Origin of the sequence: Streptomyces sp. NPDC051776 (assembly GCF_040681345.1) — a bacterium.
GTDB lineage: Bacteria > Actinomycetota > Actinomycetes > Streptomycetales > Streptomycetaceae > Streptomyces.
In genome coordinates this window covers 24,863-49,227 of record NZ_JBFAYQ010000006.1, presented here as the reverse complement: position 1 = coordinate 49,227, position 24,365 = coordinate 24,863, and the positions used below count along the sequence as shown (strand labels likewise).

Sequence of the window (24,365 nt, the reverse complement as noted above, 5' to 3'; positions counted from 1 at the left end):
GCGGGCGAATACGGAATATTCGCCCGCCCGTTGGCCCGGAGTTGTCAGCTCTTCCCGGCGAGTGCCTTGTCGACCGCCGAGTTGAACTGCTCGGGGGTCATCGGAGCGGTGTCGGCGCCCGGCGCGGTCAGTCGGGTGCCGTTGAGCTTGACCGTCGGCGTGCCCTTCACGTCCTTCGCCGAGTTGAAGCGGTCGCTCATCGCCAGGGCCCACTGGTCGTAGGTCCCGTCGCCCACGGCCTTCTCGAAGTCCTTGTTGCCCTTCAGCTCCTTCACCTGCTGCGCGATCTTGATCAGCTTCGCGTCCTCGGCGAACTCGTCCTCGCGCTCGTCCGGGTGGTTGTCCGCTGAGAACAGGGCCTTCTTGTACTCGAGGAAGGCGTCCGGGCTGACGTTCAGTGCCGCACCCAGCGCGCTCAGGGCGTTCTTCGAACCCGATCCCTTGGGCGTGATGTTCTCGTCGAGGAAGGTGCCCATGGTGAACTGCAGTTTGTACTTGCCGTCCTTCATGCCCTTCAGGACGGCCTCACCGGTGGTCTGCTCGAAGGCCGCGCAGACCGGGCAGCGCATGTCCTCGTACACCTCGAGGGTGTTCTTGGCCTTCTTGTCGCCCACGACAACGACCGTGCCCTTGTCGCCGGTGGTGTTGGCCGGCTGGGCGAACTTCGACTTCTTCGCCGCGGACACCCAGTCTTCGTGGCTGACCGCACTGTCGCTGCCGCCCATGTTCGCGACGGCCACGCCGACGCCCGCGGCCAGGCCCAGGACGGCGACGATCGAGCCGCCGACTATGAGACGGCGGCGAAGTTTCTCCCGCTTCGCCTGACGGGCGCGCTCCTCGCGGAGGCGCTCGCGTGCGGCTGCCTTGTTGGCCTTGCTGTTGCGGTTGCTCATGAGATTCCTTCTGCTCCGTGATATGTGGGGGACTGCTGTGCCCGGTGGGCTCCGAGAGGTCTCAGAGCGTGACGGGGCACGGCGGTCCGCGCCGCAGTACGGAGTGGGCCAGCAGCGGCCGGACCTGGGCGGCCGGCACCTGCCGCGCCGCACGGAACGCCCGGCGCGTGGGACCGTTCTGCACCCGGACCGTGGCGAAGGCCACCAGCAGCGGCCGGAAGGCGAAGGCGCCGACCGCGCGCAGCAGGCGGACCAGGGCGCTCTCGCCGCGCCGCAGCCAGGCCGCGGCGGCGAGGCCGACCGCGACATGGGCGGCGAGCAGCAGCCAGGGGGTGGCCGGGTCGCTCGCGACCGTCAGGGGCGCGGCGGGCTGCCGGCTCGCCATGTGGGCGAGCGGCGTGCCGAAGTCGCCGCCGCTGCACAGCAGATCCACGCCGACGGAGCGCAGCGGGCCCGCGACGGGGCCGCCGGCCCGGCCGTAGCAGGCGTGTTGGCCGGTGGTGAAGACCGTGTCCGCGGCCAGTTCGAGCGGGATCAGCAGGGCGGCGATGGCGCCGTAGCCGCGCTCACGTCCGGCCAGGGCCCAGGCGATGGCGAAGACCCCGGCGGAGAGCCCCGCGACGGTCATGACCGGAAGCGGGACGCCGGAGAGCAGGACGTGCGAAGCAGCAGACAGCGTGACGCACAGCGCCGTGAACAGCGCTGCGCGCAGTGTCCTCAACCGAGCCCCGGATATGTCCATCGCCGCAGAGTGTGCCATGTCGGCTGGTAACGGGCGACTAAACGAGCCCTCGGTTTTCCGTGGGGGCGCTGTCGGGGCTGCGGGCCCGCTTCTCGCGACGCCGACCGTGAGCTGAGTCACAGAGGCGCGCGGACTTCGGGAGGTGCCAGGGCCATGGGGCCGGGCTCCGTCTCCGGGCCCCCGCCGCCCGACGCATCCCGGGCCCTCACACCCGGCCTCGCGTATCGCGGGCCCCGCCGAGGCCGGCCTCCGTACCCCGGGCCCCGCCAACCCCCGGTCCCGTGCATCCCGGGCCGCCGCCGGGGCCGCCTCGGGGCCGTCCCGGGGCAGTCCCGGGGCCTCGCTCCGCGGCCCACGCCCGGCCCTGGGAACCGCGGCTACAGGCGCGGGATCCGCCCGTTGCGGAACAGGTCCACGAAGATCTGGTGGTCCGCCCGCGCCCGCGCCCCGTACTCGTGCGCGAAGTCGACCAGGAGCTGGGCGAAGCCGTTCTCGTCGGCCGCGATCGCCGCGTCGATCGCGCGCTCCGTCGAGAACGGGACCAGCGAATGGCCGCTCTCGTCGTCCGCCGCCGCGTGCATCGTGGCGGTGGCCCGCCCGAGGTCGCCGACGACCTCCGAGATCTCGGCCGGGTCGTCGATGTCCGACCAGTCGAGGTCCACCGCGTACGGCGACACCTCGGCCACGAGCTGGCCGGAGCCGTCCAGCTCGGTCCAGCCCAGCCACGGGTCGGCGTGAGCCTGCAGCGCCCGCTGCGAGATCACCGTGCGGTGGCCCTCGTGCTGGAAGTAGGAGCGGACCCGCGCATCGGTGATGTGCCGGGACACCGCCGGGGTCTGCGCCTGCTTCATGTAGATCACGACGTCGTTCTCCAGCGCGTCGCTGTTGCCCTCCAGCAGGATGTTGTACGAGGGCAGGCCCGCGCTGCCGATGCCGATACCGCGGCGCCCCACGACGTCCTTGACGCGGTACGAGTCGGGTCGGGCGAGGCTGGACTCCGGCAGCGTCTCCAGGTAGCCGTCGAACGCGGCCAGCACCTTGTAGCGCGTCGCGGCGTCGAGCTCGATGGCACCGCCTCCGGCGGAGAAGCGGCGTTCAAAGTCCCGGATCTCGGTCATCGAGTCCAGCAGAGCGAAGCGGGTCAGGGAGCGGGCGTCGCGCAGCGCGCCGAGCAGCGGCCCCTGGGCGGTGTCGAGCGAGAACGGCGGCACCTCGTCGTTCTTGGCGCCGGTGGCCAGCGCATGGATGCGCTCGCGGTACGCGGCGGCGTAGGTGCGCACCAGATCGCTGATCATCTCGTCGCTGAGCGCCTTGGTGTACCCGATCAGGGCCACGGAGGCGGCGAAGCGCTTCAGGTCCCAGGTGAAGGGGCCCACGTACGCTTCGTCGAAGTCGTTGACGTTGAAGATCAGACGGCCGTTGGCGTCCATGTACGTGCCGAAGTTCTCGGCGTGGAGATCGCCGTGGATCCACACCCGGGCGGTGCGCTCGTCCAGATACGGGCCGCTGTTCCGTTCGCTCTCGAGGTCGTTGTAGAACAGGCAGGCGGTGCCGCGGTAGAAGGCGAAGGCGGAGGACGCCATCTTCCGGAACTTGACCCGGAACGCGGCCGGATCGGCACTCAGGAGCTGCCCGAAGGCGGTGTCGAAGACGGAGAGGATTTCTTCGCCGCGCTGCTCGGCCCGGTCCGCCGTGTCCTGCTGGGACGACATCGTGGTGCGCCTCCTGGTGCCTGTGGAGAAGGTCGTGCTTCCGGCTGTTCCAACGCGCGAGGCTACCCTTGAGTGCCCGGCCGGTGTCAGTGCGGAGGCATAGACTTCGAGCTCGAAGCCCCAACCCGCCATCGACTTCGCGCCGGAGGTCTCCCGCCGTGGCAAAGCCGCCGTTCACGCACCTGCACGTGCACACTCAGTACTCCCTCCTGGACGGTGCGGCGCGGCTGAAGGACATGTTCAAGGCCTGTCAGGAGATGGGCATGTCGCACATCGCCATGACCGACCACGGCAACCTCCACGGGGCGTACGACTTCTTCCAGCAGGCCACCGCCGCCGGTATCACGCCGATCATCGGCATCGAGGCGTACGTCGCACCGGAGTCGCGGCGCAACAAGCGGCGTATCCAATGGGGCCAGCCGCACCAGAAGCGGGACGACGTCTCGGGTTCGGGCGGTTACACCCACAAGACCATCTGGGCGGGCAACCAGCAGGGCCTGCACAACCTCTTCCGGCTCTCCTCCGACGCCTACAAGGAGGGCTGGCTCACCAAGTGGCCGCGTATGGACAAGGAGGTCATCGCCGAGCACGCCGAGGGTCTCATCGCGTCCACCGGCTGCCCCTCCGGCGAGCTGCAGACCCGGCTCCGTCTCGGGCAGTACGACGAGGCCCTGAAGGCCGCCGCCGAGTACCAGGAGATCTTCGGCAAGGAGCGGTACTTCCTGGAGCTGATGGACCACGGCATCGAGATCGAGCGCAGGGTCCGCGACGGTCTGCTGGAGATCGGGAAGAAGCTCGGCATCCCGCCGCTGGTCACCAACGACTCGCACTACACGTACTCCCACGAGTCGTCCGCGCACGACGCGCTGCTGTGCATCCAGACCGGCAAGAACCTCTCCGACCCCGACCGCTTCCGCTTCGACGGCACCGGCTACTACCTCAAGTCCACCGACGAGATGTACGCCATCGACTCCTCCGACGCCTGGCAGGAGGGGTGTGCCAACACCGCGCGGGTGGCCGAGCTCGTCGACACCACCGGCTGGTTCGAAAAGCGTGACCTGATGCCCCGGTTCGACGTCCCCGACGGCTACACCGAGGTGACCTGGTTCCGCGAGGAGGTCAAGCGCGGCATGGCCCGGCGCTTCCCCGGCGGCATCCCGGAGGACCGACAGCGCCTCGTCGAGTATGAGATGGACGTCATCATCCAGATGGGGTTCCCGGGGTACTTCCTCGTCGTTGCCGACTTCATCATGTGGGCGAAGAACAACGGCATCGCGGTCGGGCCCGGCCGTGGCTCCGCTGCCGGCTCGATCGTCTCGTACGCCCTGGGCATCACCGACCTCGACCCGATCGAACACGGCCTGATCTTCGAGCGGTTCCTCAATCCCGAGCGCGTCTCCATGCCCGATGTCGACATCGACTTCGACGAGCGTCGGCGCGCCGAGGTCATCCGGTATGTGACCGAGAAATACGGGGCCGACAAGGTCTGCATGATCGGCACGTACGGCACCATCAAGGCCAAGAACGCGATCAAGGACTCCGCGCGCGTCCTCGGCTACCCATATGCGATGGGCGACCGCATCACCAAGGCCATGCCCGCCGACGTCCTCGGCAAGGGCATCCCGCTCTCCGGCATCACCGACCCGGCCCACCCGCGCTACAGCGAGGCGGGGGAGGTCCGCGGGATGTACGAGAACGAGCCGGACGTGAAGAAGGTCATCGACACCGCGCGCGGCGTGGAGGGCCTCGTCCGGCAGATGGGCGTGCACGCCGCGGGCGTGATCATGTCCAGTGAGCGGCTGACCGACCACATCCCGGTCTGGGTGCGCCACACCGATCAGGTCACCATCACGCAGTGGGACTACCCGACCTGTGAGTCGCTCGGCCTGCTGAAGATGGACTTCCTCGGCCTGCGCAACCTCACGATCATGGACGACGCCGTCAAGATGGTGAAGGCCAACAAGGGCATCGACCTGGAACTCCTCACCCTGCCCCTGGACGACCCCAAGACCTACGAACTGCTCTGCCGCGGTGACACTCTCGGCGTCTTCCAGTTCGACGGCGGCCCCATGCGCTCCCTGCTGCGCATGATGAAGCCCGACAACTTCGAGGACATTTCCGCGGTCTCGGCCCTGTACCGGCCGGGCCCGATGGGCATGAACTCGCACATCAACTACGCCCTCCGCAAGAACGGCCAGCAGGAGATCACACCGATCCACCCCGAGCTCGAGGAACCGCTGAAAGAGGTCCTCGACATCACCTACGGCCTCATCGTGTACCAGGAGCAGGTGCAGAAGGCCGCCCAGGTGCTCGCGGGCTACTCGCTCGGCCAGGCCGACCTGCTGCGCCGCGCGATGGGCAAGAAGAAGAAGGAAGTCCTCGACGCCGAGTTCGTCAACTTCCAGAAGGGCGCACGCGACAAGGGGTTCTCCGACGAGGCGATCCAGGCCGTCTGGGACGTGCTGGTGCCGTTCGCGGGCTATGCGTTCAACAAGGCGCACTCCTCGGCGTACGGCCTGGTCACCTACTGGACCGCGTACCTCAAGGCCAACTACCCGGCGGAGTACATGTCGGCGCTGCTCACCTCCGTGCGCGACGACAAGGACAAGTCGGCGGTCTACCTCAACGAGTGCCGCCGCATGGGCATCAAGGTGCTCCCGCCGAATGTCAACGAGTCCCAGGCCAACTTCACCGCCCAGGGCGACGACGTCATCCTCTTCGGCCTCACCGCCGTCCGGAACGTCGGGCAGAACGTGGTGGATTCGATCATCCGGTCGCGCAAGTCCAAGGGGAAGTACACCTCGTTCCCGGACTTCCTCGACAAGGTCGAGGCGGTGGTCTGCAACAAGCGGACGATCGAATCGCTGATCAAAGCCGGTGCGTTCGACGAGATGGGCCACACGCGCAAGGGCCTCACCGCGCACTACGAGCCCATGATCGACAACGTGGTGCAGGTCAAGCGCAAAGAGGCCGAGGGCCAGTTCGACCTCTTCGGCGGCATGGGGGAGGACGCCGGGGACGACACACCGGGCTTCGGGCTGGACGTGGAGTTCTCCGACGTCGAGTGGGACAAGGCGTATCTGCTGGCGCAGGAGCGCGAGATGCTCGGCCTCTACGTCTCCGACCACCCGCTCTTCGGCATCGAGCACGTCCTCAACGACAAGGCGGACGCGGCCATCGCCCAGCTCACCGGCGGTGAGCACTCCGACGGCGCGATCGTGACGATCGGCGGCATCATCTCCGGGCTCCAGCGGAAGATGACCAAGCAGGGCAACGCCTGGGCCATCGCCACCGTCGAGGACCTGGCGGGCTCCATCGACTGCATGTTCTTCCCCGCCACCTACCAGCTCGTGTCCACCCAACTCGTCGAGGACGCCGTCGTCTTCGTCAAGGGGCGGCTGGACAAGCGGGAGGACGTACCGCGGCTGGTCGCCATGGAGCTGATGGTCCCCGACCTGTCAGAGGCCTCCGCCAACGCACCCGTCACGATCACCATTCCGACCGTGAAGGTGACCCCGCCGCTCGTCGAGAAGCTCGGCGAGGTGCTCACCCACCACCGGGGGAGCACGGAGGTCCGCATCAAGCTCCTCGGGGCCCGGAAGACCACCGTGCTCCGGCTGGACCGGCACCGCGTCACCGCGGACCCCGCGCTCTTCGGGGACTTGAAGGTTCTCCTCGGGCCGTCCTGCCTGGCCGGGTGAGCGCATCCCGTGCCGAGGGGCGCGACCGCATTCGGTCGCGCCCCTCGGCACGCCGGGCTGCTGCCCAGCGGCGGTCAGTTGTGACCGAAGCTGCTCTTCCGCTTGCGCTGCGCGGACGACTCGTCCTGACCGGAGGAGTACGGCTGCTGGCTCTGGGACTCCGAGGACTGGCCCTGCGAGTTCGGGCCCTGAGCGCGCTCGTCGCGCTGCGACCCACCGCGGTTCTTGGGCTGATTCCGCTTCTGGTTCCGGTTCTTGGCCATGATCGCCTCCTGTGCGGGGTCTCAGAACCTGGCCTGCGGCCCGGGCGGGAGCCGGAGCCGCTTCGCTGAACCACGCTCGCACGACCGGACACGGAGCGCATCCCGAGCCGTTACTGTGCGTGAAGAGGGCGTATGGGGCACGGGGCTTCCGCGCAACCATGCCGCTCTCGCCACGCCGATGATCGAGTTCCGACTGATAACCCTCGTACGGTCGGGCAGACTCGAAGTAATCCGAAGCAAATGCGCCGTTCCGGGGGGCGACGGTCTTCACGAAAGAGGGTGGAACGTGGACCGCTGCGTCGTCCTGGTGGACGCCGGGTACCTGCTGGGCGCTGCCGCGAGCCTCCTCGCCGGAGAGCCCGCCCGCGCCCGGATCACCGTCGATCACGCCGCGCTCATCCAGGGGTTGAGAGAACGAGCCGAAGCCGACACCGAACGCCCACTGCTCCGGATCTACTGGTTCGACGGTGCCCCCGATCGCGTACCGCAGCCCGAGCACCGGCGGCTGCGCGTCATGCCTCGCGTCACCGTCCGGCTCGGCGCCCTGACCCGTAGCGACGGGCGCTGGGCGCAGAAGGGCGTGGACGCTGCCATGCACGCCGAACTCACCGAACTCGCCCGCAACCGCGCCTGTTCCGACATCGTCCTGGTCACCGGCGACGGTGATCTGCTGCCCGGCCTGATGGACGCGAAGGAGCACGGTGTCGCCATCCATCTGTGGGCGGTGCAGGCGGCGGACGGCGACTTCAACCAGTCCGAGGACCTGGTCGCCGAAGCCGACGAACGACGCGTACTGGACCGCGGCTGGATCACACAGGCCGTACACGCCAAGGAGCTTGCGGGGCCCTGCGCGCCACCGCCCGCCCCCGGCCCCGAGATCGCCGCGATCCTCTCGGCCCCGTTGCCCGAATCCTCCGCCCAGGCCCCAGCCGCCGAGGCGGGCGCCGCGACGAGTGCACAGAACGGGTCCGCCGGCCACCCCCAGCCTGCGGCGGCCGCTTCCACCACCGGTGAGACCGCGGGCGGCAAGGGCGTGCCGACCCCCAAGGACCTCGCCGGTCTCGGCCGCTCGCCCTCCGGCGGGGCCCAGCCGCCCCAGCCGCCGGCCGGCAACGCCACCCTCCGCTGGTCCTCCGACCGCGGCTGGGTCGAGCGGGGCGGCACCGCGGAACCCCCCGACATCGCCGGCCTTCCCACCCTCGCCCAGCTCACCAGCGCCGAGCAGCGCTGGGCCGACCGCGAGGAGGACATCACGGCGGTCAGCGGCGACCCGTTCGAGGTGGGCCAGGTCTTCGCCCGCCGCTGGACCGAGCGGCTGACCTCCCCGGCGCAGCTCCAGCAGCTCTCCGCGGAGTACCCGCGCATCCCGCACCGCATCGACGGGGAGTTGCTGCGGTACGCGGCCCGCTTCGGGCTGCTCGCGCACAAGGACGACCAGATCGACGAGCACGACCGGTATGCGATCCGTGCGGGCTTCTGGCGCGAGTTCGACACCCGCACCTCCGCGGACCGCACCCCGCCGGCATCCGGCTGACCCTCCCGGAGGAGGCCGCTTTTCGGGGCGGATCGGGCCCCGCAAGGCGTGCCACGGTGCCGGACGCGTACTCTCGTTGCTCGTGAGGACGGGCACAGCACAGGCACGGCAGGGCAGCAGGGCCGACGCGGCGGAAGCCGCCCCCGCGTGCGCCGTGCAGAACTTGGTGAAGACCTACCCGGCGGCGCGCGCCCGCCGCGGCGTTCCCGCCGCCCCTGCCGTCCGGGCCAGTGACGGCATCACCCTGGAGGTCCGACGCGGGGAGATCTTCGGACTCCTCGGGCCGAACGGCGCGGGGAAGTCCACGCTCGTACGCCAGCTCACGGGTCTCATGCGCCCGGACTCGGGCAGCGTCCGTGTCCTCGGCCACGATCTCGTACGCCACCCGGACCGTGCGGCCCGCCTCATCGGCTACCTCGGCCAGGAGTCCACCGCCCTGGACGAGCTGACGGTCGCGCTCGCCGCCGAGACGACCGGGCGGCTGCGCGGGCTCGACACCCGTACGGCGCGGGCCGAGCGCGACACGGTTCTCGGCGAGCTGGGTCTCGCGGAACTGGCCGGCCGGCCGCTGCGCAGGCTGTCCGGCGGCCAGCGGCGGCTTGCGTGCTTCGCGGCGGCGCTCGTCGGCGACCGGCCCCTCCTCGTCCTCGACGAGCCGACGACCGGGATGGACCCGGTGGCCCGGCGCGCCGTATGGGCCGCTGTCGACCGGCGCCGGGCGGAGCGTGGCGCCACCGTCGTCCTGGTCACCCACAACGTCATCGAGGCCGAGACCGTGCTGGACCGCGTCGCCGTCCTGGAGCGCGGCAGGGTCATCGCTTGCGACACGCCCGGCGGGCTGAAGGCCCTCGTCGCGGACGAGGTACGGCTGGAGCTGGTCTGGCGGGACCGCGCCCCGCTGGAGGTGCCCGAGGTCGCCGCACTCCGCGTCTCCGCCCAGGAGTCGGGACGGCGCTGGGTCCTGCGACTCGCTCCTGACGAGGCCCGCGCGGCGGTCGCCGCCGTCACCGGCGGCTCGGCCTTCGCGGCGCTCGACGACTTCACCGTCACCACACCCAGCCTGGAGGATGTCTACCTCGCGCTCGGCGGCCGTACGGAAGGTCTGGTGAAGGGTGACTGACCGCAGGCGTGGCATGGTGGACCACCGGCCCGTATCGAACAGGAGCAGCGCAACGTGAGTGTCGTGCCCGCGGAGGCGGTGTCCGGTCAGCTCCGGACGACGGCCGGGTCCGAGGAGACCGGTGACCGGGATGCCGGGGCCCTGCCCGACGCGGTGTCCCCGCTCGCCCCCCGCGCACGCCTGCTGCCCGCCCTGGCCGCTGTCTACCGCGCCCAGCTCTCCCGGGCCCGTGTGGCCCGCATCCCGCTGCTGTTCGTCGCGACCTTCCAGAGCGTCGGGATCATGGTGCTGATGCGCGGGGTCGTGGACGGCGGCGACGAGGCGCGCGCCGTGGTCGCCGGGTCGAGCGTCCTCGTCGTGGCCTTCGTGGCACTCAACCTCCTCGCCCAGTACTTCGGGCAGCTCCGCGCCGGCGGCGGGCTCGACCACTACGCCACCCTGCCCGTACCGCCCGCCGCGGTCGTCCTCGGCGCCGCCGGGGCGTACGCCTCGTTCACCGCGCCCGGTACGGCCGTCACCGCCCTCGTCGGCAGCCTGCTCTTCGGCCTGCCACTGGCACATCTGTGGATCCTTCTGGCGGTGATCCCGCTCGCGGGCGCAGCGCTCGCCGGACTCGGCGCTGCCCTCGGCCTCCTCGCCCCCCGCCAGGAAATCGCCACGCTGCTCGGCCAGTTGGGCATGTCCGCCGCGCTGCTGCTGGGCGTGCTCCCCGCCGCGCACCTGCCGGGCCCGGTGTCCTGGGCACGGGACCTGCTGCCGTCGACGTACGGTGTCGAGGCGCTGGCCCGCACCTTCGAGGCGCGGCCGGTCTGGCTTATGGTCGGCGCGGATCTCGCGGTATGCGCGGCGGTCGGCGTGGTGTCGCTGGCCGTCGCGACCTGGGCCTACCGGCGGGCGGCGGTCCGATGACGCGCCCGGACCGGCGTCCTGCTCGATCCGGTACTGCTCCGGCCTGGCACGATGACGGGGTGACCGCACCGATGACACCGCACGACCGGCATCCGCACGACCCGCGCAGGAGCTCCGCCGCCGCGGGGCCGTACCCCGAGAACCACGACGGGCCGGGCCTGGGGGCGGAGCTGCGGCAGGGGGCGCTGGTGGCGGTGGGCGTGACGGTCGCCGGGGTGGCGCTTGGCCTGCTCTGGCTCTGGCTGGCTCCGCGGGTCGCGCTGGTCTCGGACGGCAAGGCCGTCTTCATCAAGAACACCGAGGGCGAGGAAGCGATCGGCGCGGACGGAACGTTCGTCCTGCTCGCGGCGGGCCTCGGAGTGCTCACCGGTGCGGTGGTCTTCTGGTTCTTCCGGCGCGGCGGCATCGCGATCGTCATCGGGACGGCGGTGGGCGCGCTGCTGGCCTCGGTCGTGGCCTGGCGGCTCGGCGTCTGGCTGGGCCCGGCGCAGGACGTGGCGGCGCACGCCCGCGAGGTGGGGAAGGGCAAGACCTTCGAGGCGCCGCTGCAGCTCCGGGCGAAGGGCGCGCTGCTGGCGTGGCCGATCGCGGCCACGGCGGTCCACCTCTGCCTGACGGGCATTTTCGGCCCCCGGGACCCGGAGCCCCCGGCTCACTCCTGACCGGCCCCGGCTCCCGGAGGGGGCGGGATCTCGGCTGACGCCTGAGCGGGGCCTCGTTTCTGGGAGGGCGAGCGCGCGGTCCACGCCCGGGCCGGGCCCGGCCCCTGCTTGAGCGAGTCCACAGCCCCTGTTCGCGTGGGCCGGCCCCTGCTTGAGCGGAGCTCGCCGCCTCGAACTGGTCCACCGGTGAGCCTCGAACTGGTCCACCGGTGAGCGGGCGAGGGACGGTTCACGTCCGAGTCGTCCCGGCCCGCTCCTGATCGGCCCTGTCCCACGCTCGGTCGGCCCTGGCCCACGCTCGGTCGGCCCCGGCCCGGCCCCCGGCCCCCGGCCCACGCTGGAACTGGCCCCGGCTCGCGTCGAGCCGTGTTCCGGCGGCGGCACCCCCGGCGCCGCCCGCTCCCTACGGCACCCCCGGCGCCGCCCGCCCGTGCGATCAGGCGCGGCCGATCGGCGCCAGCACCGCAGCCGTCAGCGACGCCAGGTCCGCCGGGGCCAGCTCGACCTCCAGCCCGCGGCGGCCCGCCGACACGCACACCGTCGCGTGCGCGGACGCCGAGGCGTCCAGCACCGTCGGCAGTCGCCGCCGCTGCCCGAGCGGCGAGATCCCGCCCCGTAGGTAGCCCGTGGTGCGCTCCGCCACCGCCGGGTCCGCCATCACCGCCCGTTTGCCGCCCACCGCGGCCGCGAGCGCCTTGAGGTCCAGCGATCCGGCGACCGGGACGATCGCCACGGTCAGCGCGCCGTCGACCTCGGCCAGCAGTGTTTTGAACACACGGTCCGGCTCCACGCCCATCGCCCGGGCCGCCTCCTCGCCGTACGAGGCGACGGACGGGTCGTGCTCGTACGCGTGCACCGTGAAGTCCGTACCGGCTTCGGTCAGCGCGACGGTGGCGGGCGTCCCGCCTGGACCCGCCTTCTGCTTCTTCTTCCCCAAGGCATGCTTCCCCAAGGTCCTCAAGCTCCTGCTCAGTTGGGATTCGTCGGCTGCCGTGTCAGATCGACCGCCGGAAGCGACGGGATCCCCCGGATCAGCGTGCTCTCGGCGCGAAGGATCTTCAGCTCCTGCCGGAGCCGTTCCGCCGTGGTCGGGGCCTCCAGCAGCCGCTGCTTCGCCGGGGTGTCCAGGACCGCTGCCGCGCCGACCAGGTAGGACAGTACGGACGGCTCGTCCGGCAGTTCCTGCTCCTCGCTCAGCGACCGCTCGTTCGCCCCGGCCAGCCGCTTCTGGTACGTGCGGAAGGCCCGCATGACCCCCGAGGCGAGAGCCCCCGCGCCCTCGCCCTCGTCCTCCTCCAGCAGTTCGGTCTCGGCCATCAGATACGCCCCCGAGGCGTCGACGGCGCGCAGCCGGAAGCGCGTGGTGCCGGTCGCCAGGACGTCGAATCCGCCGTCGCTCTTCTCCCGGATCGTGGCCGCGTCCGCAACACAGCCGACCGGATGGAAGGCCTGCAGCGGGTCGTCCCCGAACCCGGCCGAGGGCCCGCGCTCGGGCAGGGCCGTGGCGTCCGGCATGCCGGGGGCGCTGGGCGCGACCTCGTGGCCGTCGCGGATGGCGACGACGGCGAACCGGCGCGGCGTCTCCTCGTCCAGCTTCGACAGGTCGCGCATCATGGCGCGATACCGCTGCTCGAACACGTTGAGAGGCAGCACGAGACCGGGGTACAGCACCGAATTCAGCGGGAAGAGTGGCAGGCGCGCGACAGTCACAACGCTCAAGCCTAATGGCCGGTTGCCGCGGCACGGCCGGACCGCCGGCGAAGGGGCATGGTGGAGGCGACCTGGATACGGACGCCGTCGCGCAGTTCCAGGAACTGCCCGAGCGGATCGTCGGAGATGTGGCTCCAGGGGAATCCGGTCGCGTACGGGCCGATCAGCCGGAACTGTTCGAGCGCTTCGCTCCAGCGTCCCCGGACGATCAGGACGTACGCGAGGAGATTGCGCACCTCGGCGGGCCAGGGGTCGCCGGGCGCATAGCGGGCCGACAGGGCGATGGCCAGGTCCGCCGCCTTGTCGATGCGGCCGCTGAGGGAGACCAGGGTGCCACGCTCAGGGCGGCGTTCCTCGCCGAGGAGCACCGCAAACGAGGCCCGCACGGGCAGGGCTTGCAGCAGCGAGCCGGGAAGTGCCTGCGCGGCCGCACGCTCCGCGAAGTCGAAGCATTCGTGGTGCGAGCCGTGCCAGAGGGCGCTGAGGTACTGCAGCGCGGCGACATGGCACCCGTAGTGGTGCGGGGACCGCTGGACGGCCTCGGCCCACAGGGCGTCGAAGTCGGCGCGCGGGGCGTGGGTGCCGCGCGCGTGGTCGAGCGCGAGGCGCCACGGCACCGGGTCGCCCGGTGCGGCCTGCGCCGCGGCCTCGATGAGCGGCGCGGTGCCGCGGAGCGGCTCGGCGCGCCCTGGCAGTTCCCACGCGGCCCCGACGGCGAGTTCGGCTTCGACCAGGGCCGCGTCCGGGTCGCCGGGCGCGGCGGCGCGCCACTGGGCGAACCAGTCGGAGCGGTGGCGCGCGAAGACGGCCAGGCGGGTGGCGTAGCGGTCGCGCGACTCCCATTCGGCGGCTTCGCGGGTCGCCGCGAGGAGCGCGGCGGCCGGGTGGTGCTCGCCCCGCCCGGCGGCGGCGAGCACCGGGCCGAGCCGTTCGTCGGGCGCGTCGAGCAGGACGTCGTCGTCGGGTGGCAGGCCGGCTGCGAGGAGGGGGGTGTGACGGATCATGCGAGCCGTGGTGATCAACGCCTGGAGGAAGACCACGGGTACCTCCGGCCTGTGGGGAGACGGGAAGGATGTCTGGTATGCCGGTAGCGTGCGGTGCACGGTACTGGGCTCATTGAAAGGCGCAGGTCAAAGACGCGCCAGGGCAATTCGGTGACGCTTCGGTATCAGCGGAAAGGTTGTTTGCGGAATGGTCAATACCGCGTAAAGATTGCAGGTCGCAGAGGGCGTGAAAGGTCCGCAGGGTAAGAGGTTGCCGCGCCGTCCGCGCTCCCGTACGCCCCCGGTCTCCCGCTCGCGCCTTCGCATCCCGCATGGGCCTTCCCCTCTGCGCCCGTTCCTCGCGCTCGGCGCGCCGCGCACCGAACGCGACGTCTGCATGTCCGCCGGGCGCGACGTGCACCGGGCGTGATGTCCGCCGGGCGGGATGTCGCGCCGACGGTCGAGGTGAAGCCCGGTTGCGTACGGGGGCGGGCCCGGCGGCGGGGGTCAGCTACGGCGCAGGACGCGCGACACGCCCGCCGCGACCGTCGTCGCGAGGATCCAGCCCAGCAGGATCAGAAGGGTGGCCGTCCACTGGAAGCGGCCCTCCGGTTTCCAGAACGTCGCCTGCCCCAGGTCGATGACCGGCAGCAGCAGGTCCAGCGCGTACAACATGGCGTTCCAGTGCGGCGCTTCACCGTCGCGCAGTTCCCTCGGCGGGTTCCGGTCGAAGATGAGCGTGCCGACCGCCCACAGGACGGCCATCCACAGCGCCGCACGCCCCGGCTTGTAGCCGTAGGCCACCGTCCAGTCCTGGAGATGGCCCCACAGCTTCCCCGCCAGTGGCAGTGTCTCCCGCCGCCGCCGCTGCTTGGCCAGCAGCACCGCCCGCGCGTCCGCGTCCTCACCGCTGGCCCGCAGCGCCGCCGCCAGTTGCTCGTACGGCTCGGGGGCGTACTCCGGCGTCGCCGCGGCAACCCACTCCAGCCGCTCGGTCAGCGGGAAGGAGCCGCGGGGTATCAGCGTCTCGTAGCCGAACCCCGCCATCGCCAGGCCGCCCGGCCCCGGCCAGCTCGTCGCCTTGTCGACAAGATTGACGACCTTTGCGCCCGAGAGCACCACCCGCCCCCGCTCCGGCCGCTCGCCGAGGAAGCGCAGCTCGGGCGTCTGGATGCGGCGCAGCGACACCTCCTGCCCCGCGTCCATGACGAAGCGGGCCTGGTAGAAGTCGACGGCGTCGCCGAACCGCCCGTCGTCCAGCCGCACCCCGCCCTCGCACTCGAAGTGCTGGATGCGGGTGCCGCGGGTCGGCGTGATCCCGTACGGGGGTGTGGTGCCCGAGGAGCCCGCCAGCGGCGATGAGCTCAGCCCGGCCGCCGTCATGTACAGCGACCGCTCGACGGTGAGCTGCGGGGCGTTGAGCGCGCGCCGCCCGTACGGGTTGCTCAGCCGCGTGCCGCGCAGGCTCAGCGACACCCCTATCTGGGCGCCACGCATGCTGAACTCGCCGTACGACTGCATCATCTCGGCCTGCAGGTCCTGGGCGACGGTCATGCCGTCCGCCGAGATGGAGCGGCCCTTGCGGTCCTTGTAGACCGTGAGCTGGTTGAGCATGAGGTCGGTGCCGATGTGCGCGTCGGTGAGGCGTATGCCGCTGCGCACCGTGCAGCGGGCCAGATGCAGGTCCCCCTCGGTGGTCAGCCGGGCGGCCTCCAGCCGGGGTATCGCGCAGAACACCATGCGCAGCGTGGAGAAGCGGGACTCGGGCAGCAGGACCTCGTTCTCGAAACGGCAGCCGAACAGCTCGACGTACGGCTCGATGGTGCCGCCGGACAGATCGAGCGTGCCGGTGATGTACGCACCGGTCAGCTTGAGCGCGGCGACCCGCCCCGGCTGCGCGGGCGGGCCGTCGAGGAGTAAGAGCGCCACGATGCGCGCGCGGACGGCGCGGTCGGGCCCCCAGTGGTACTGGCCCTCCGGATCATCGTGTACGGGATTGCGAGTGCGAAGATCATGAGTGCTTCCATTGCGAAACGCCTGCCACATCCCCCACTCGGCCGGGGTCAGCTCCAGGCCCTCCGGCGGCTCGCCGTCACCTGCTCCGGACACCTCCGCAGCCCCCTTTCCGCGCCGCGCGGCCCACACGGCTCCTTCAAGCTCCCTATTCCCGTTCCGTAACGGGCTGAACGCTAACGGTCAGCAGTGTCAAGGAATTCGCGGAAGGGCGTGTATCAGCCACTGATACGCACGACCGCGCATCGGAACAGGTCTGAGACAATTGGCTCCGTGATCTCCCGAATCGATCTGCGCGGAGACGCCCTCCCCGAGGGTGCCGCCCTGCGTGACCTGCTGCCCCGTGCCGAGTTCGACGTCGAGGCCGCCCTGGAGAAGGTGCGGCCGATCTGTGAGGACGTACGGCATCGGGGCTCGGCCGCGCTGATCGACTACGCGGGAAAATTCGACGGTGTGCGTATCGCGCGGGTCCGCGTACCCGCCGCGGTGCTCGACCGCGCCCTGGCCGGGCTCGACCCGCAGGTGCGCGCCGCGCTGGAGGAGTCGATCCGACGCGCCCGTCTCGTCCACCGCGAGCAGCGCCGCAGCGACCACACCACGCAGGTCGTCCCCGGTGGCGCGGTCACCGAGCGCTGGGTGCCCGTGCAGCGCGTCGGTCTGTACGTCCCGGGCGGCCGGGCCGTCTACCCGTCCTCCGTCGTGATGAACGTGGTCCCGGCCCAGGAGGCAGGCGTCGACGCCGTCGCCGTCACCTCGCCCCCGCAGAAGGAGTACGACGGGCTGCCGCACCCCACGATCCTCGCCGCCTGCGCCCTGCTCGGCGTCGACGAGGTGTACGCCGCCGGCGGCGCCCAGGCGATCGCCATGTTCGCGTACGGCACGGAGGAGTGCCTGCCGGTCGACCTCGTCACCGGCCCCGGCAACATCTACGTTGCCGCCGCCAAGCGCCTGCTCAAGGGCCGTATCGGGATCGACGCCGAGGCGGGCCCGACGGAGATCGCCATCCTTGCGGACGCCACCGCGGACGCCGTGCACGTCGCCGCCGACCTGATCAGCCAGGCCGAGCACGACCCGCTGGCCGCCGCCGTTCTGGTCACCGACTCCGTCGAGCTGGCCGAGCAGGTCGAGGCCGAGCTCAAGACCCAGGTCGCCGCCGCACGGCACCGCGAGCGCATCGGCGAGGCACTGGCCGGCCGCCAGTCCGCGGTCGTCCTCGTCGACGGCCTGGACGAGGGCCTGCGGGTCGTCGACGCCTATGCCGCCGAGCACCTGGAGATCCAGACCGCCGACGCGTCGGCCGTCGCCGCGCGGGTCCGAAACGCGGGCGCGATCTTCGTCGGCCCCTACGCCCCCGTCTCGCTCGGGGACTACTGCGCCGGTTCGAACCACGTACTGCCCACCGGCGGCTGCGCCTGCCACTCCTCCGGCCTGTCCGTGCAGTCCTTCCTGCGCGGCATCCACGTCGTGGACTACACCCGCGACGCCCTCGCCGAGGTCACCCACCACGTCGTGACCCTCGCCGAGGCCGAGGACCTGCCCGCGCACGGGGCTGCGCTCAAGGCCCGGTTCGACGGAGAGGTGCCGAGCCCGTGACCGGCATCGACGATCTGCCCATCAGGGACGAGCTGCGCGGCAAGTCCCCGTACGGCGCGCCGCAACTCGACGTGCCCGTGCGCCTGAACACCAACGAGAACCCGTATCCGCTGCCCGAGCCGCTGGTGCGGCGCATCGCCGAGCGCGTCACCGAGGCCGCCCGCGGGCTCAACCGCTACCCCGACCGGGACGCCGTCGAGCTGCGCACCGCCCTGGCCAGGTATCTGACGCGGACCACGGGGCACCCGGTGGAGTTGGCCGGCGTCTGGGCCGCCAACGGGTCCAACGAGATCATCCAGCAGCTCCTCCAGGCCTTCGGCGGCCCGGGCCGCACGGCCATCGGCTTCGAGCCCTCGTACTCGATGCACTCGCTGATCAGCCGCGGCACCGGCACCGGCTGGATCTCAGGACCGCGCAACGAGGACTTCACCATCGACGTGGCGGCCGCGACCGCCGCCATCGCCGAGCGGAAGCCGGAGGTCGTCTTCGTCTGCTCGCCCAACAACCCCACCGGCACGGCCGTCGAAGCGGAGACCGTGCTGGCGCTGTACGAGGCCGCCCAGGCGGCCAAGCCCTCGCTCGTCGTGATCGACGAGGCGTACGGCGAGTTCAGCCACCGGCCCTCCCTGCTGCCGCTGATCGAGGGCCGCCCGAACCTGGTCGTCTCCCGCACCATGTCGAAGGCCTTCGGCGCGGCCGGGCTGCGGCTGGGCTATCTGGCCGCCGACCCGGCAGTCGTGGACGCGGTCCAGCTCGTGCGTCTGCCGTACCACCTCTCGGCCGTCACCCAGGCCACCGCGCTGGCCGCCCTGGAGCACACCGATACGCTGCTCGGGTACGTCGAACAGCTCAAGACCGAGCGGGACCGGCTGGTCGCCGAACTGCGCGCCACCGGCCTCGAGGTCACGGAATCGGACGCGAACTTCGTACAGTTCGGCCTCCCCCAGAGCCTGAAGGGCGGGGGTGGGGGTGCCCCCGGCGAGGCCGGGGGGAGTGTTCCCGCCATCGACGCCCATGCCGTGTGGCAGGCCCTGCTGGATCGCGGTGTGCTGGTCCGAGACAACGGCGTACCGGGCCGCTTGCGCGTCACCGCGGGCACCCCGGAAGAGAACGACGCGTTCCTCGATGCGGTGCGCGATCTGATGAAGGAGTTGAACCGATGAGCCGCGTGGGCCGCGTGGAGCGCACCACCAAGGAGACCTCCGTCCTCGTCGAGATCGACCTCGACGGCACCGGGAAGGTCGATGTGGCGACCGGGGTCGGCTTCTACGACCACATGCTCGACCAGCTCGGCCGCCACGGCCTCTTCGACCTCACCGTCAAGACCGACGGCGACCTGTACATCGACAGCCACCACACCATCGAGGACACCGCACTCGCGCTCGGCGCCGCCTTCAAGCAGGCCCTCGGCGACAAGACGGGCATCCACCGGTTCGGCAACTGCACGGTGCCGCTGGACGAGTCGCTGGCGCAGGTGACCGTCGACCTGTCGGGCCGCCCGTACCTGGTGCACACCGAGCCGGACAACATGGCACCGATGATCGGCGAGTACGACACGACGATGACCCGGCACATCTTCGAGTCCTTCGTGGCGCAGGCGCAGGTGGCCCTGCACATCCACGTACCGTACGGGCGCAATGCCCACCACATCGTCGAGTGCCAGTTCAAGGCCCTGGCCCGCGCGCTGCGATACGCCTCCGAGCGCGACCCGCGGGCGGCCGGGATCCTGCCCTCCACAAAGGGCGCGCTGTGAGCGAGGCCCGCGCGGCAGCCGGGTCGCGGGCGATGGTGATGCCCGCGCCTCAGCGCCGCGCGGGCGGAGAAGCGAACGATAGAGCGCTGTGACGGAGCCCCGGGAAGGCACCGGGGCGAACGAAGGGACGCCGTGAACACCCTGTCCACCCTCCTGATCGTCGTCGGGCTGTTCCTGCTCGGCGGTGTCATCTCCTTCTCCAGGCAGAAGATGCCCAAGGGCGTGATCGTGGTGCTCGGCATGGCCTGCGTGATGTGCCTGGCCGCGGGCGTGCTGCGCCTGGACGGGGTGTTCGCATGAGCACCGGGCCCGCGAAGCGTGTCGTCGTCTTCGACTACGGCTTCGGCAACATCCGTTCCGCCGAGCGCGCCCTCGCCCGCGTCGGCGCCCATGTCGAGGTCACGCACGACTACGACACGGCCATGAACGCCGACGGCCTGCTCGTCCCCGGTGTCGGAGCCTTCTCCGCCTGCATGACCGGGCTCAAGGAGGCCCGCGGGGACTGGGTCGTCGGGCGGCGTCTGGCCGGAGGGCGGCCCGTCATGGGCATCTGCGTCGGGATGCAGATCCTCTTCAGCCGGGGCATCGAGCACGGCGTCGAGGCCGAGGGCCTCGACGAGTGGCCCGGCACCGTAGGACCGCTGAAGGCCGACGTCGTCCCGCACATGGGCTGGAACACCGTCGAGGCGCCCGAGGACTCCCGGCTCTTCGCGGGACTGGACACCGACACCCGCTACTACTTCGTGCACTCCTACGCCGTGCGCGACTGGGAGCTGGAAACCGGCAACCGGAACATCCGCGCGCCGAAGGTCACCTGGGCCGTGCACGGGGAACGGTTCGTCGCAGCCGTGGAGAACGGCCCGCTGTGGGCCACCCAGTTCCACCCCGAGAAGTCCGGCGACGCCGGAGCCCAGCTTCTGACCAACTGGATCAATACCCTGTGACCCCCACCCCCGTGAGCCCTGTGACCACCCTGAGCCCCGAGAGCACTGAGAGCCCCGTGATGCCGAAGCTCGAACTCCTTCCCGCCGTCGACGTCCGCGACGGCCAGGCCGTCCGCCTGGTCCACGGCGAGTCCGGCTCCGAGACCTCGTACGGCGATCCCCTCCAGGCCGCCCTCACCTGGCAGCAGGAGGGTGCCGAGTGGCTGCATCTGGTCGACCTGGACGCCGCATTCGGTACCGGCGACAACGGCGCGCGGATCGCCGAGGTCGCCCGCGCCATGGACATCAAGGTCGAGCTTTCCGGCGGCATCCGGGATGACGACACCCTGGCCGCGGCACTTGCGACCGGCTGCACCCGGGTCAACTTGGGCACCGCGGCCCTGGAGACCCCCGAGTGGGTCGCCAAGGTCATTGCGGAGCACGGCGACCGCATCGCCGTCGGCCTCGACGTACGCGGCACGACCCTGCGCGGCCGCGGCTGGACCCGCGACGGCGGTGACCTCTACGAGACGCTGGCCCGTCTGGACTCCGAGGGTTGCGCCCGGTACGTCGTCACCGACATCGCCAAGGACGGCACCCTGCAGGGCCCCAACCTCGAACTGCTGAGGAACGTCTGCGCCGCGACCGACAAGCCAGTCGTCGCCTCCGGAGGAGTCTCCTCGCTGGCGGATCTGCGGGCCATCGCCGGTCTCGTCCCCCAAGGTGTGGAGGGCGCCATCGTCGGCAAGGCGCTCTACGCCAAGGCGTTCACCCTGCGAGAGGCGTTGGAGGCAGTGTCCGGATGAGCGAAGGCGTGCAGCGAGTGCAGTCCGACAGCCCCTGGGAGGAGACGATCGGCTTCGCGCGCGCTGTCGCGGCCGGTGACCGGGTCCTCGTCTCCGGCACGATGCCGTTCACCGGCAGGGTGCTGCAGGGCGAGGGCGACCCGTACGAGCAGGCGCGTGCGGCGTTCCGCAACGCCGTCACCGCGCTCAAGGAGTTCGGCCTCGGTGCGGAGGACGTCATCCGTACCCGCATGTACCTGACCCACCTGCGCGACGTCGACGACGTCGCCCGGGCGCACAAGGAGTTCTTCGACGCCGCGCGCCCGGCCGCGACCCTCGTCGTGGTCTCCGGTTTCGTCGACTCGCGTGTCCTGGTCGAGGTGGAACTCGAAGCATTCCGCAGCAGCCCCGAGGAGTCCGCGCCATGACCCTGGCGGTCCGAGTCATCCCCTGCCTGGACGTGGACGGCGGCCGGGTCGTCAAGGGCGTCAACTTCCGCAACCTGCGCGACGCGGGCGACCCCGTCGAGATGGCCAAGCTGTACGACGCCGAGGGCGCCGACGAGCTGACCTTCCTCGACATCACGGCCTCCTCGGGCGACCGCGAGACCACGTACGACGTCGTGCGGCGCACCGCCGAGCAGGTCTTCATCCCGCTCACCGTGGGCGGCGGGGTCCGCACGACCGACGACGTCGACAAGCTGCTGCGCGCCGGGGCCGACAAGGTCGGCGTCAACACCGCGGCCATCGCCCGACCCGAGCTGATCCGCGAGATCGCCGAGCGTTTCGGCAGCCAGGTGCTGGTGCTGTCCGTCGACGCCCGGCGCTGCGCCGCGACTCCCGAAGCGGGCCCGGCCACCGCGTCCGGCTTCGAGGTCACCACGCACGGCGGGCGGCGCGGCACGGGCATCGACGCGGTGGAGTGGGCACATCGCGCGGCCGAACTGGGCGCGGGCGAGATCCTGTTGAACTCCATGGACGCCGACGGGACGAAGGACGGCTACGACACCACGATGATCGAGGCCGTCCGCAAACAGGTCACCATTCCGGTGATCGCGTCGGGTGGCGCGGGGCAGCTGGACGACTTCCCGCCGGCGGTCGCGTCCGGCGCGGACGCGGTGCTCGCCGCCTCCGTCTTCCACTTCGGTGATCTGCGGATCGCCGAGGTCAAGCAGGCCCTGCGGGAGGCGGGCCACCCGGTCCGCTGAACCCGCGGACCGCATGCTGCTCCGGTCCGACCGTCCGGCGTGACGTCGAGGTTCTCCACGAGTGCGGCTGACGGCCGCCCGTAGGTTTGCGGGGGGCCGGGGGGAACGGGGGGAACGGACACCCCGTTCCCCCCGGCACCCCATCCGGCTACATGGACAGGCCGAGCGGCGCGTCCTGCGCCCGGGCAACCGCCTCCTTGTCGCCCTCCGTCTCAACTCGCGCCACGCGCTGACGGCCGAAGAGGAACAGCGTCAACTCGCCCGGCTCGCCCGTGACCGTGACCACGGGCGTGCCGCGACGTGCCACCGCCGTACGACCGTCGGGACGGCGTACCACCAGTCCCACCGAGGACTTGCGCCCCAGCAGCCGTGCCCCGCGCTCCAGGCGCGTCCAAAGGACCTCGGCGAAAACCGGGTCGAGCTCGCGCGGCGTCCAGTCGGGCTGGGCGCGCCGTACGTCCTCGGCGTGCACGAAGAACTCCACGGTGTTCGCGGCCTCGTCGATCTGCTTCAGCGCGAACGGGGAGGACCGTGGCGGGCCGGTACGGATGAGCCGGATCAGCTCCTCGTACGGCTTCGCGGCGAACTCCGCCAGCACCCGCTCCATCCGCGGGGCCAGTGGCTTGAACACGATGCCCGCGGCCGCGTCGGCCCGGCGCTCCCGCATGGCCACGTGCGCGGCCAGATCGCGGGTGGTCCAGTCCTGGCACAGCGTTGGTGCCCCGGGTCCGGCGGCCTCCAACAAATCGGCGAGAAGAAGGCGTTCACGCTTCGCATGGGTCGACATACGGCCAGCGTACGACCGGGCCGGTCGCCCGGCCAGGACGCCGCCCCGGCGGTGTCCCGGCGGTGTCCGGTGGCGTCCCGGCACGTGCACCGGGAGGTGTGTCGCCGGGTGCGCAATGCCCGGTACGTCGGTGCTGGACCGGGCGTCCCGGCAGAAGATCAGCCGGGCAGTGGCGCGGTCAGCTTCTTGCCGCCGGTGTCGTCGCTGAGCGTCATCGCGCAGGAGATCCGCTTCTCCTTGCGGAGCCTGTACGTGTCCAGGGAGGGGTAGAGCGCGTAGTTGAAGTACTGGCGGCCGTCCTCGGGGATGGACTTCATCCGGTCGGCGACCGCGGTCTCGCACAGGGCGAGCGCCTTGTCCTGGAGCTGGGTCTCGGAGGAGTACGACCCGCTCAGCGACCTGTTGGCGATCACCTCGCCGTCGTGGGGGCCACCGCACGAGCGGGTCTCGATGCGGCTGACCGAGCCGTCCAGCGCCGGATGGTCGAAGCATTTGCCGGGCCCCAGAGCGACGAACGGCACCAAGTCGCCGGGCGAGGACGACGCCCCGCCGGAGCTGTCGTCGGCGGACGGCGAGGGCGTCGTGAGGCCGTCGTCCGCCGGGCCGTCACCGGACCGCTCCCCGGACCGCTCCCCGGACCGCTCCCCGGACCGCTCTCCGGACGAGGCGCGCGGCTTGGCGTCGGCCGCGGCACCGCTGTCGTCCGAGCCCGCCAGGAAAAGGAAACCCCCCACGGCGAGACCGGCCACCAGCACGCCCCCGATGAAGATCGCGGCGACCTTGGGGCCGCTCGGGCCGCCGCCCGAGGGTGGCGGGGGCGGCGGGTACGCGCCGAAACCGCCCGGGCCCATGCCCTGCGGCGGCCCGTAGCCGACCGGCGGCTGCCCGTAGCCGGCTCCGGGGCCGTGACCGGGCGCCTGTCCCCGGCCGTCGGCGGGACCGAATCCCTGCGGAGGGCCGAAGCCACCCCCAGCGGAGGGCGGCGTGGGCTCGTGCGGAGGGGGCGGGAGAGTCATGCGGGAAGCATGCCCTATCGCACTGACAATCAGCCCATCTGTCCACGCCGCAAGGCGAG

23 protein-coding genes are annotated in these 24,365 nt (G+C 71.3%); 13 read left to right on the top strand and 10 right to left on the bottom strand.

Annotation, left to right across the window (positions count from 1 at the left end):
- Positions 1-44 precede the first annotated feature (44 nt).
- The 3 genes from AB0M26_RS07445 to AB0M26_RS07435 form a co-directional block, all read right to left on the bottom strand.
- Positions 45-893: a thioredoxin domain-containing protein gene (locus tag AB0M26_RS07445; RefSeq protein WP_365256005.1), complete on the bottom strand. Its 849-nt coding sequence runs from the start codon at positions 891-893 to the stop codon at positions 45-47.
- A gap of 61 nt (positions 894-954) precedes the next feature.
- Positions 955-1,635: a hypothetical protein gene (locus AB0M26_RS07440; RefSeq protein ID WP_365256003.1), complete on the bottom strand. Its 681-nt coding sequence runs from the start codon at positions 1,633-1,635 to the stop codon at positions 955-957.
- Between the two features lie 377 nt (positions 1,636-2,012).
- Positions 2,013-3,347: a DUF2252 domain-containing protein gene (locus tag AB0M26_RS07435; RefSeq protein WP_365256000.1), complete on the bottom strand. Its 1,335-nt coding sequence runs from the start codon at positions 3,345-3,347 to the stop codon at positions 2,013-2,015.
- Between the two features lie 158 nt (positions 3,348-3,505).
- On the opposite strand from AB0M26_RS07435, the gene dnaE reads away from it, so the two are divergent.
- A complete protein-coding gene (dnaE, locus tag AB0M26_RS07430) occupies positions 3,506-7,048 on the top strand; it encodes a DNA polymerase III subunit alpha (RefSeq protein WP_365255997.1) in 3,543 nt (1,180 codons plus the stop codon).
- 74 nt (positions 7,049-7,122) lie between these two features.
- Here the strand turns inward: dnaE and AB0M26_RS07425 are convergent, their stop codons facing one another.
- Positions 7,123-7,311, bottom strand: a complete 189-nt coding sequence (locus tag AB0M26_RS07425; RefSeq protein WP_365255994.1) for a hypothetical protein — start codon at positions 7,309-7,311, stop codon at positions 7,123-7,125.
- A 286-nt stretch (positions 7,312-7,597) separates the two neighbouring features.
- Between AB0M26_RS07425 and AB0M26_RS07420 the strand changes: the two genes are divergently transcribed.
- The 4 genes from AB0M26_RS07420 (at position 7,598) to AB0M26_RS07405 (ending at position 11,536) form a co-directional block, all read left to right on the top strand.
- Positions 7,598-8,845, top strand: a complete 1,248-nt coding sequence (locus tag AB0M26_RS07420; RefSeq protein WP_365255992.1) for an NYN domain-containing protein — start codon at positions 7,598-7,600, stop codon at positions 8,843-8,845.
- 154 nt (positions 8,846-8,999) lie between these two features.
- Positions 9,000-9,965, top strand: a complete 966-nt coding sequence (locus AB0M26_RS07415; protein WP_365256369.1) for an ABC transporter ATP-binding protein — start codon at positions 9,000-9,002, stop codon at positions 9,963-9,965.
- Between the two features lie 54 nt (positions 9,966-10,019).
- Positions 10,020-10,874 carry an ABC transporter permease gene (locus AB0M26_RS07410; RefSeq protein ID WP_365255989.1) on the top strand — a complete coding sequence of 285 codons (855 nt, stop codon included), beginning with the start codon at positions 10,020-10,022 and terminating at the stop codon, positions 10,872-10,874.
- Between the two features lie 71 nt (positions 10,875-10,945).
- Complete coding sequence (locus AB0M26_RS07405) at positions 10,946-11,536, top strand: DUF2567 domain-containing protein (protein WP_365256366.1); 591 nt, start codon at positions 10,946-10,948, stop codon at positions 11,534-11,536.
- A 436-nt stretch (positions 11,537-11,972) separates the two neighbouring features.
- Here AB0M26_RS07405 and ybaK read toward each other — a convergent pair whose 3' ends face one another.
- The 4 genes from ybaK to AB0M26_RS07385 all read right to left on the bottom strand — a co-directional run bounded on the left by ybaK (position 11,973) and on the right by AB0M26_RS07385 (position 16,338).
- Positions 11,973-12,473, bottom strand: a complete 501-nt coding sequence (ybaK, locus tag AB0M26_RS07400; RefSeq protein WP_365256363.1) for a Cys-tRNA(Pro) deacylase — start codon at positions 12,471-12,473, stop codon at positions 11,973-11,975.
- Positions 12,474-12,505: 32 nt separating this feature from the next.
- Entirely contained in the window at positions 12,506-13,246 is a 741-nt protein-coding gene (locus AB0M26_RS07395; protein WP_365255986.1) for an LON peptidase substrate-binding domain-containing protein, read from the bottom strand.
- An 11-nt stretch (positions 13,247-13,257) separates the two neighbouring features.
- Positions 13,258-14,250 carry a hypothetical protein gene (locus AB0M26_RS07390; protein WP_365255983.1) on the bottom strand — a complete coding sequence of 331 codons (993 nt, stop codon included), beginning with the start codon at positions 14,248-14,250 and terminating at the stop codon, positions 13,258-13,260.
- A gap of 486 nt (positions 14,251-14,736) precedes the next feature.
- On the bottom strand, positions 14,737-16,338 hold the full coding sequence (locus tag AB0M26_RS07385) for an oxidoreductase (protein WP_365255980.1): 1,602 nt from the start codon (positions 16,336-16,338) through the stop codon (positions 14,737-14,739).
- A 177-nt stretch (positions 16,339-16,515) separates the two neighbouring features.
- Here AB0M26_RS07385 and hisD point away from each other — a divergent pair, with 177 nt between their 5' ends.
- From hisD to hisF, 8 genes are all read left to right on the top strand, one after another.
- Complete coding sequence (gene hisD, locus AB0M26_RS07380; protein ID WP_365255977.1) at positions 16,516-17,835, top strand: histidinol dehydrogenase; 1,320 nt, start codon at positions 16,516-16,518, stop codon at positions 17,833-17,835.
- Complete coding sequence (locus tag AB0M26_RS07375; protein WP_365255974.1) at positions 17,832-18,998, top strand: histidinol-phosphate transaminase; 1,167 nt, start codon at positions 17,832-17,834, stop codon at positions 18,996-18,998. The genes hisD and AB0M26_RS07375 overlap by 4 nt, the downstream gene beginning before the upstream one ends.
- Entirely contained in the window at positions 18,995-19,588 is a 594-nt protein-coding gene (gene hisB, locus AB0M26_RS07370; protein ID WP_365255971.1) for an imidazoleglycerol-phosphate dehydratase HisB, read from the top strand. The genes AB0M26_RS07375 and hisB overlap by 4 nt, the downstream gene beginning before the upstream one ends.
- A 132-nt stretch (positions 19,589-19,720) precedes the next feature.
- On the top strand, positions 19,721-19,888 hold the full coding sequence (locus tag AB0M26_RS07365; protein WP_365255968.1) for a hypothetical protein: 168 nt from the start codon (positions 19,721-19,723) through the stop codon (positions 19,886-19,888).
- Positions 19,885-20,532 carry an imidazole glycerol phosphate synthase subunit HisH gene (gene hisH, locus AB0M26_RS07360; protein WP_365255965.1) on the top strand — a complete coding sequence of 216 codons (648 nt, stop codon included), beginning with the start codon at positions 19,885-19,887 and terminating at the stop codon, positions 20,530-20,532. Before AB0M26_RS07365 ends, hisH begins: the two co-directional genes overlap by 4 nt.
- 59 nt (positions 20,533-20,591) lie before the next feature.
- A complete protein-coding gene (gene priA / locus AB0M26_RS07355) occupies positions 20,592-21,317 on the top strand; it encodes a bifunctional 1-(5-phosphoribosyl)-5-((5-phosphoribosylamino)methylideneamino)imidazole-4-carboxamide isomerase/phosphoribosylanthranilate isomerase PriA (protein ID WP_365256360.1) in 726 nt (241 codons plus the stop codon).
- Positions 21,314-21,724 carry a RidA family protein gene (locus tag AB0M26_RS07350; RefSeq protein WP_365255962.1) on the top strand — a complete coding sequence of 137 codons (411 nt, stop codon included), beginning with the start codon at positions 21,314-21,316 and terminating at the stop codon, positions 21,722-21,724. Before priA ends, AB0M26_RS07350 begins: the two co-directional genes overlap by 4 nt.
- Positions 21,721-22,503 carry an imidazole glycerol phosphate synthase subunit HisF gene (gene hisF / locus AB0M26_RS07345; RefSeq protein WP_365255959.1) on the top strand — a complete coding sequence of 261 codons (783 nt, stop codon included), beginning with the start codon at positions 21,721-21,723 and terminating at the stop codon, positions 22,501-22,503. Before AB0M26_RS07350 ends, hisF begins: the two co-directional genes overlap by 4 nt.
- A gap of 148 nt (positions 22,504-22,651) precedes the next feature.
- Here hisF and AB0M26_RS07340 read toward each other — a convergent pair whose 3' ends face one another.
- Positions 22,652-23,290, bottom strand: coding sequence for a TIGR03085 family metal-binding protein (locus AB0M26_RS07340; protein WP_365255956.1), 639 nt, complete (start codon positions 23,288-23,290; stop codon positions 22,652-22,654).
- Positions 23,291-23,448: 158 nt separating this feature from the next.
- On the bottom strand, positions 23,449-24,306 hold the full coding sequence (locus tag AB0M26_RS07335) for a hypothetical protein (RefSeq protein ID WP_365255953.1): 858 nt from the start codon (positions 24,304-24,306) through the stop codon (positions 23,449-23,451).
- Positions 24,307-24,365 lie beyond the last annotated feature (59 nt).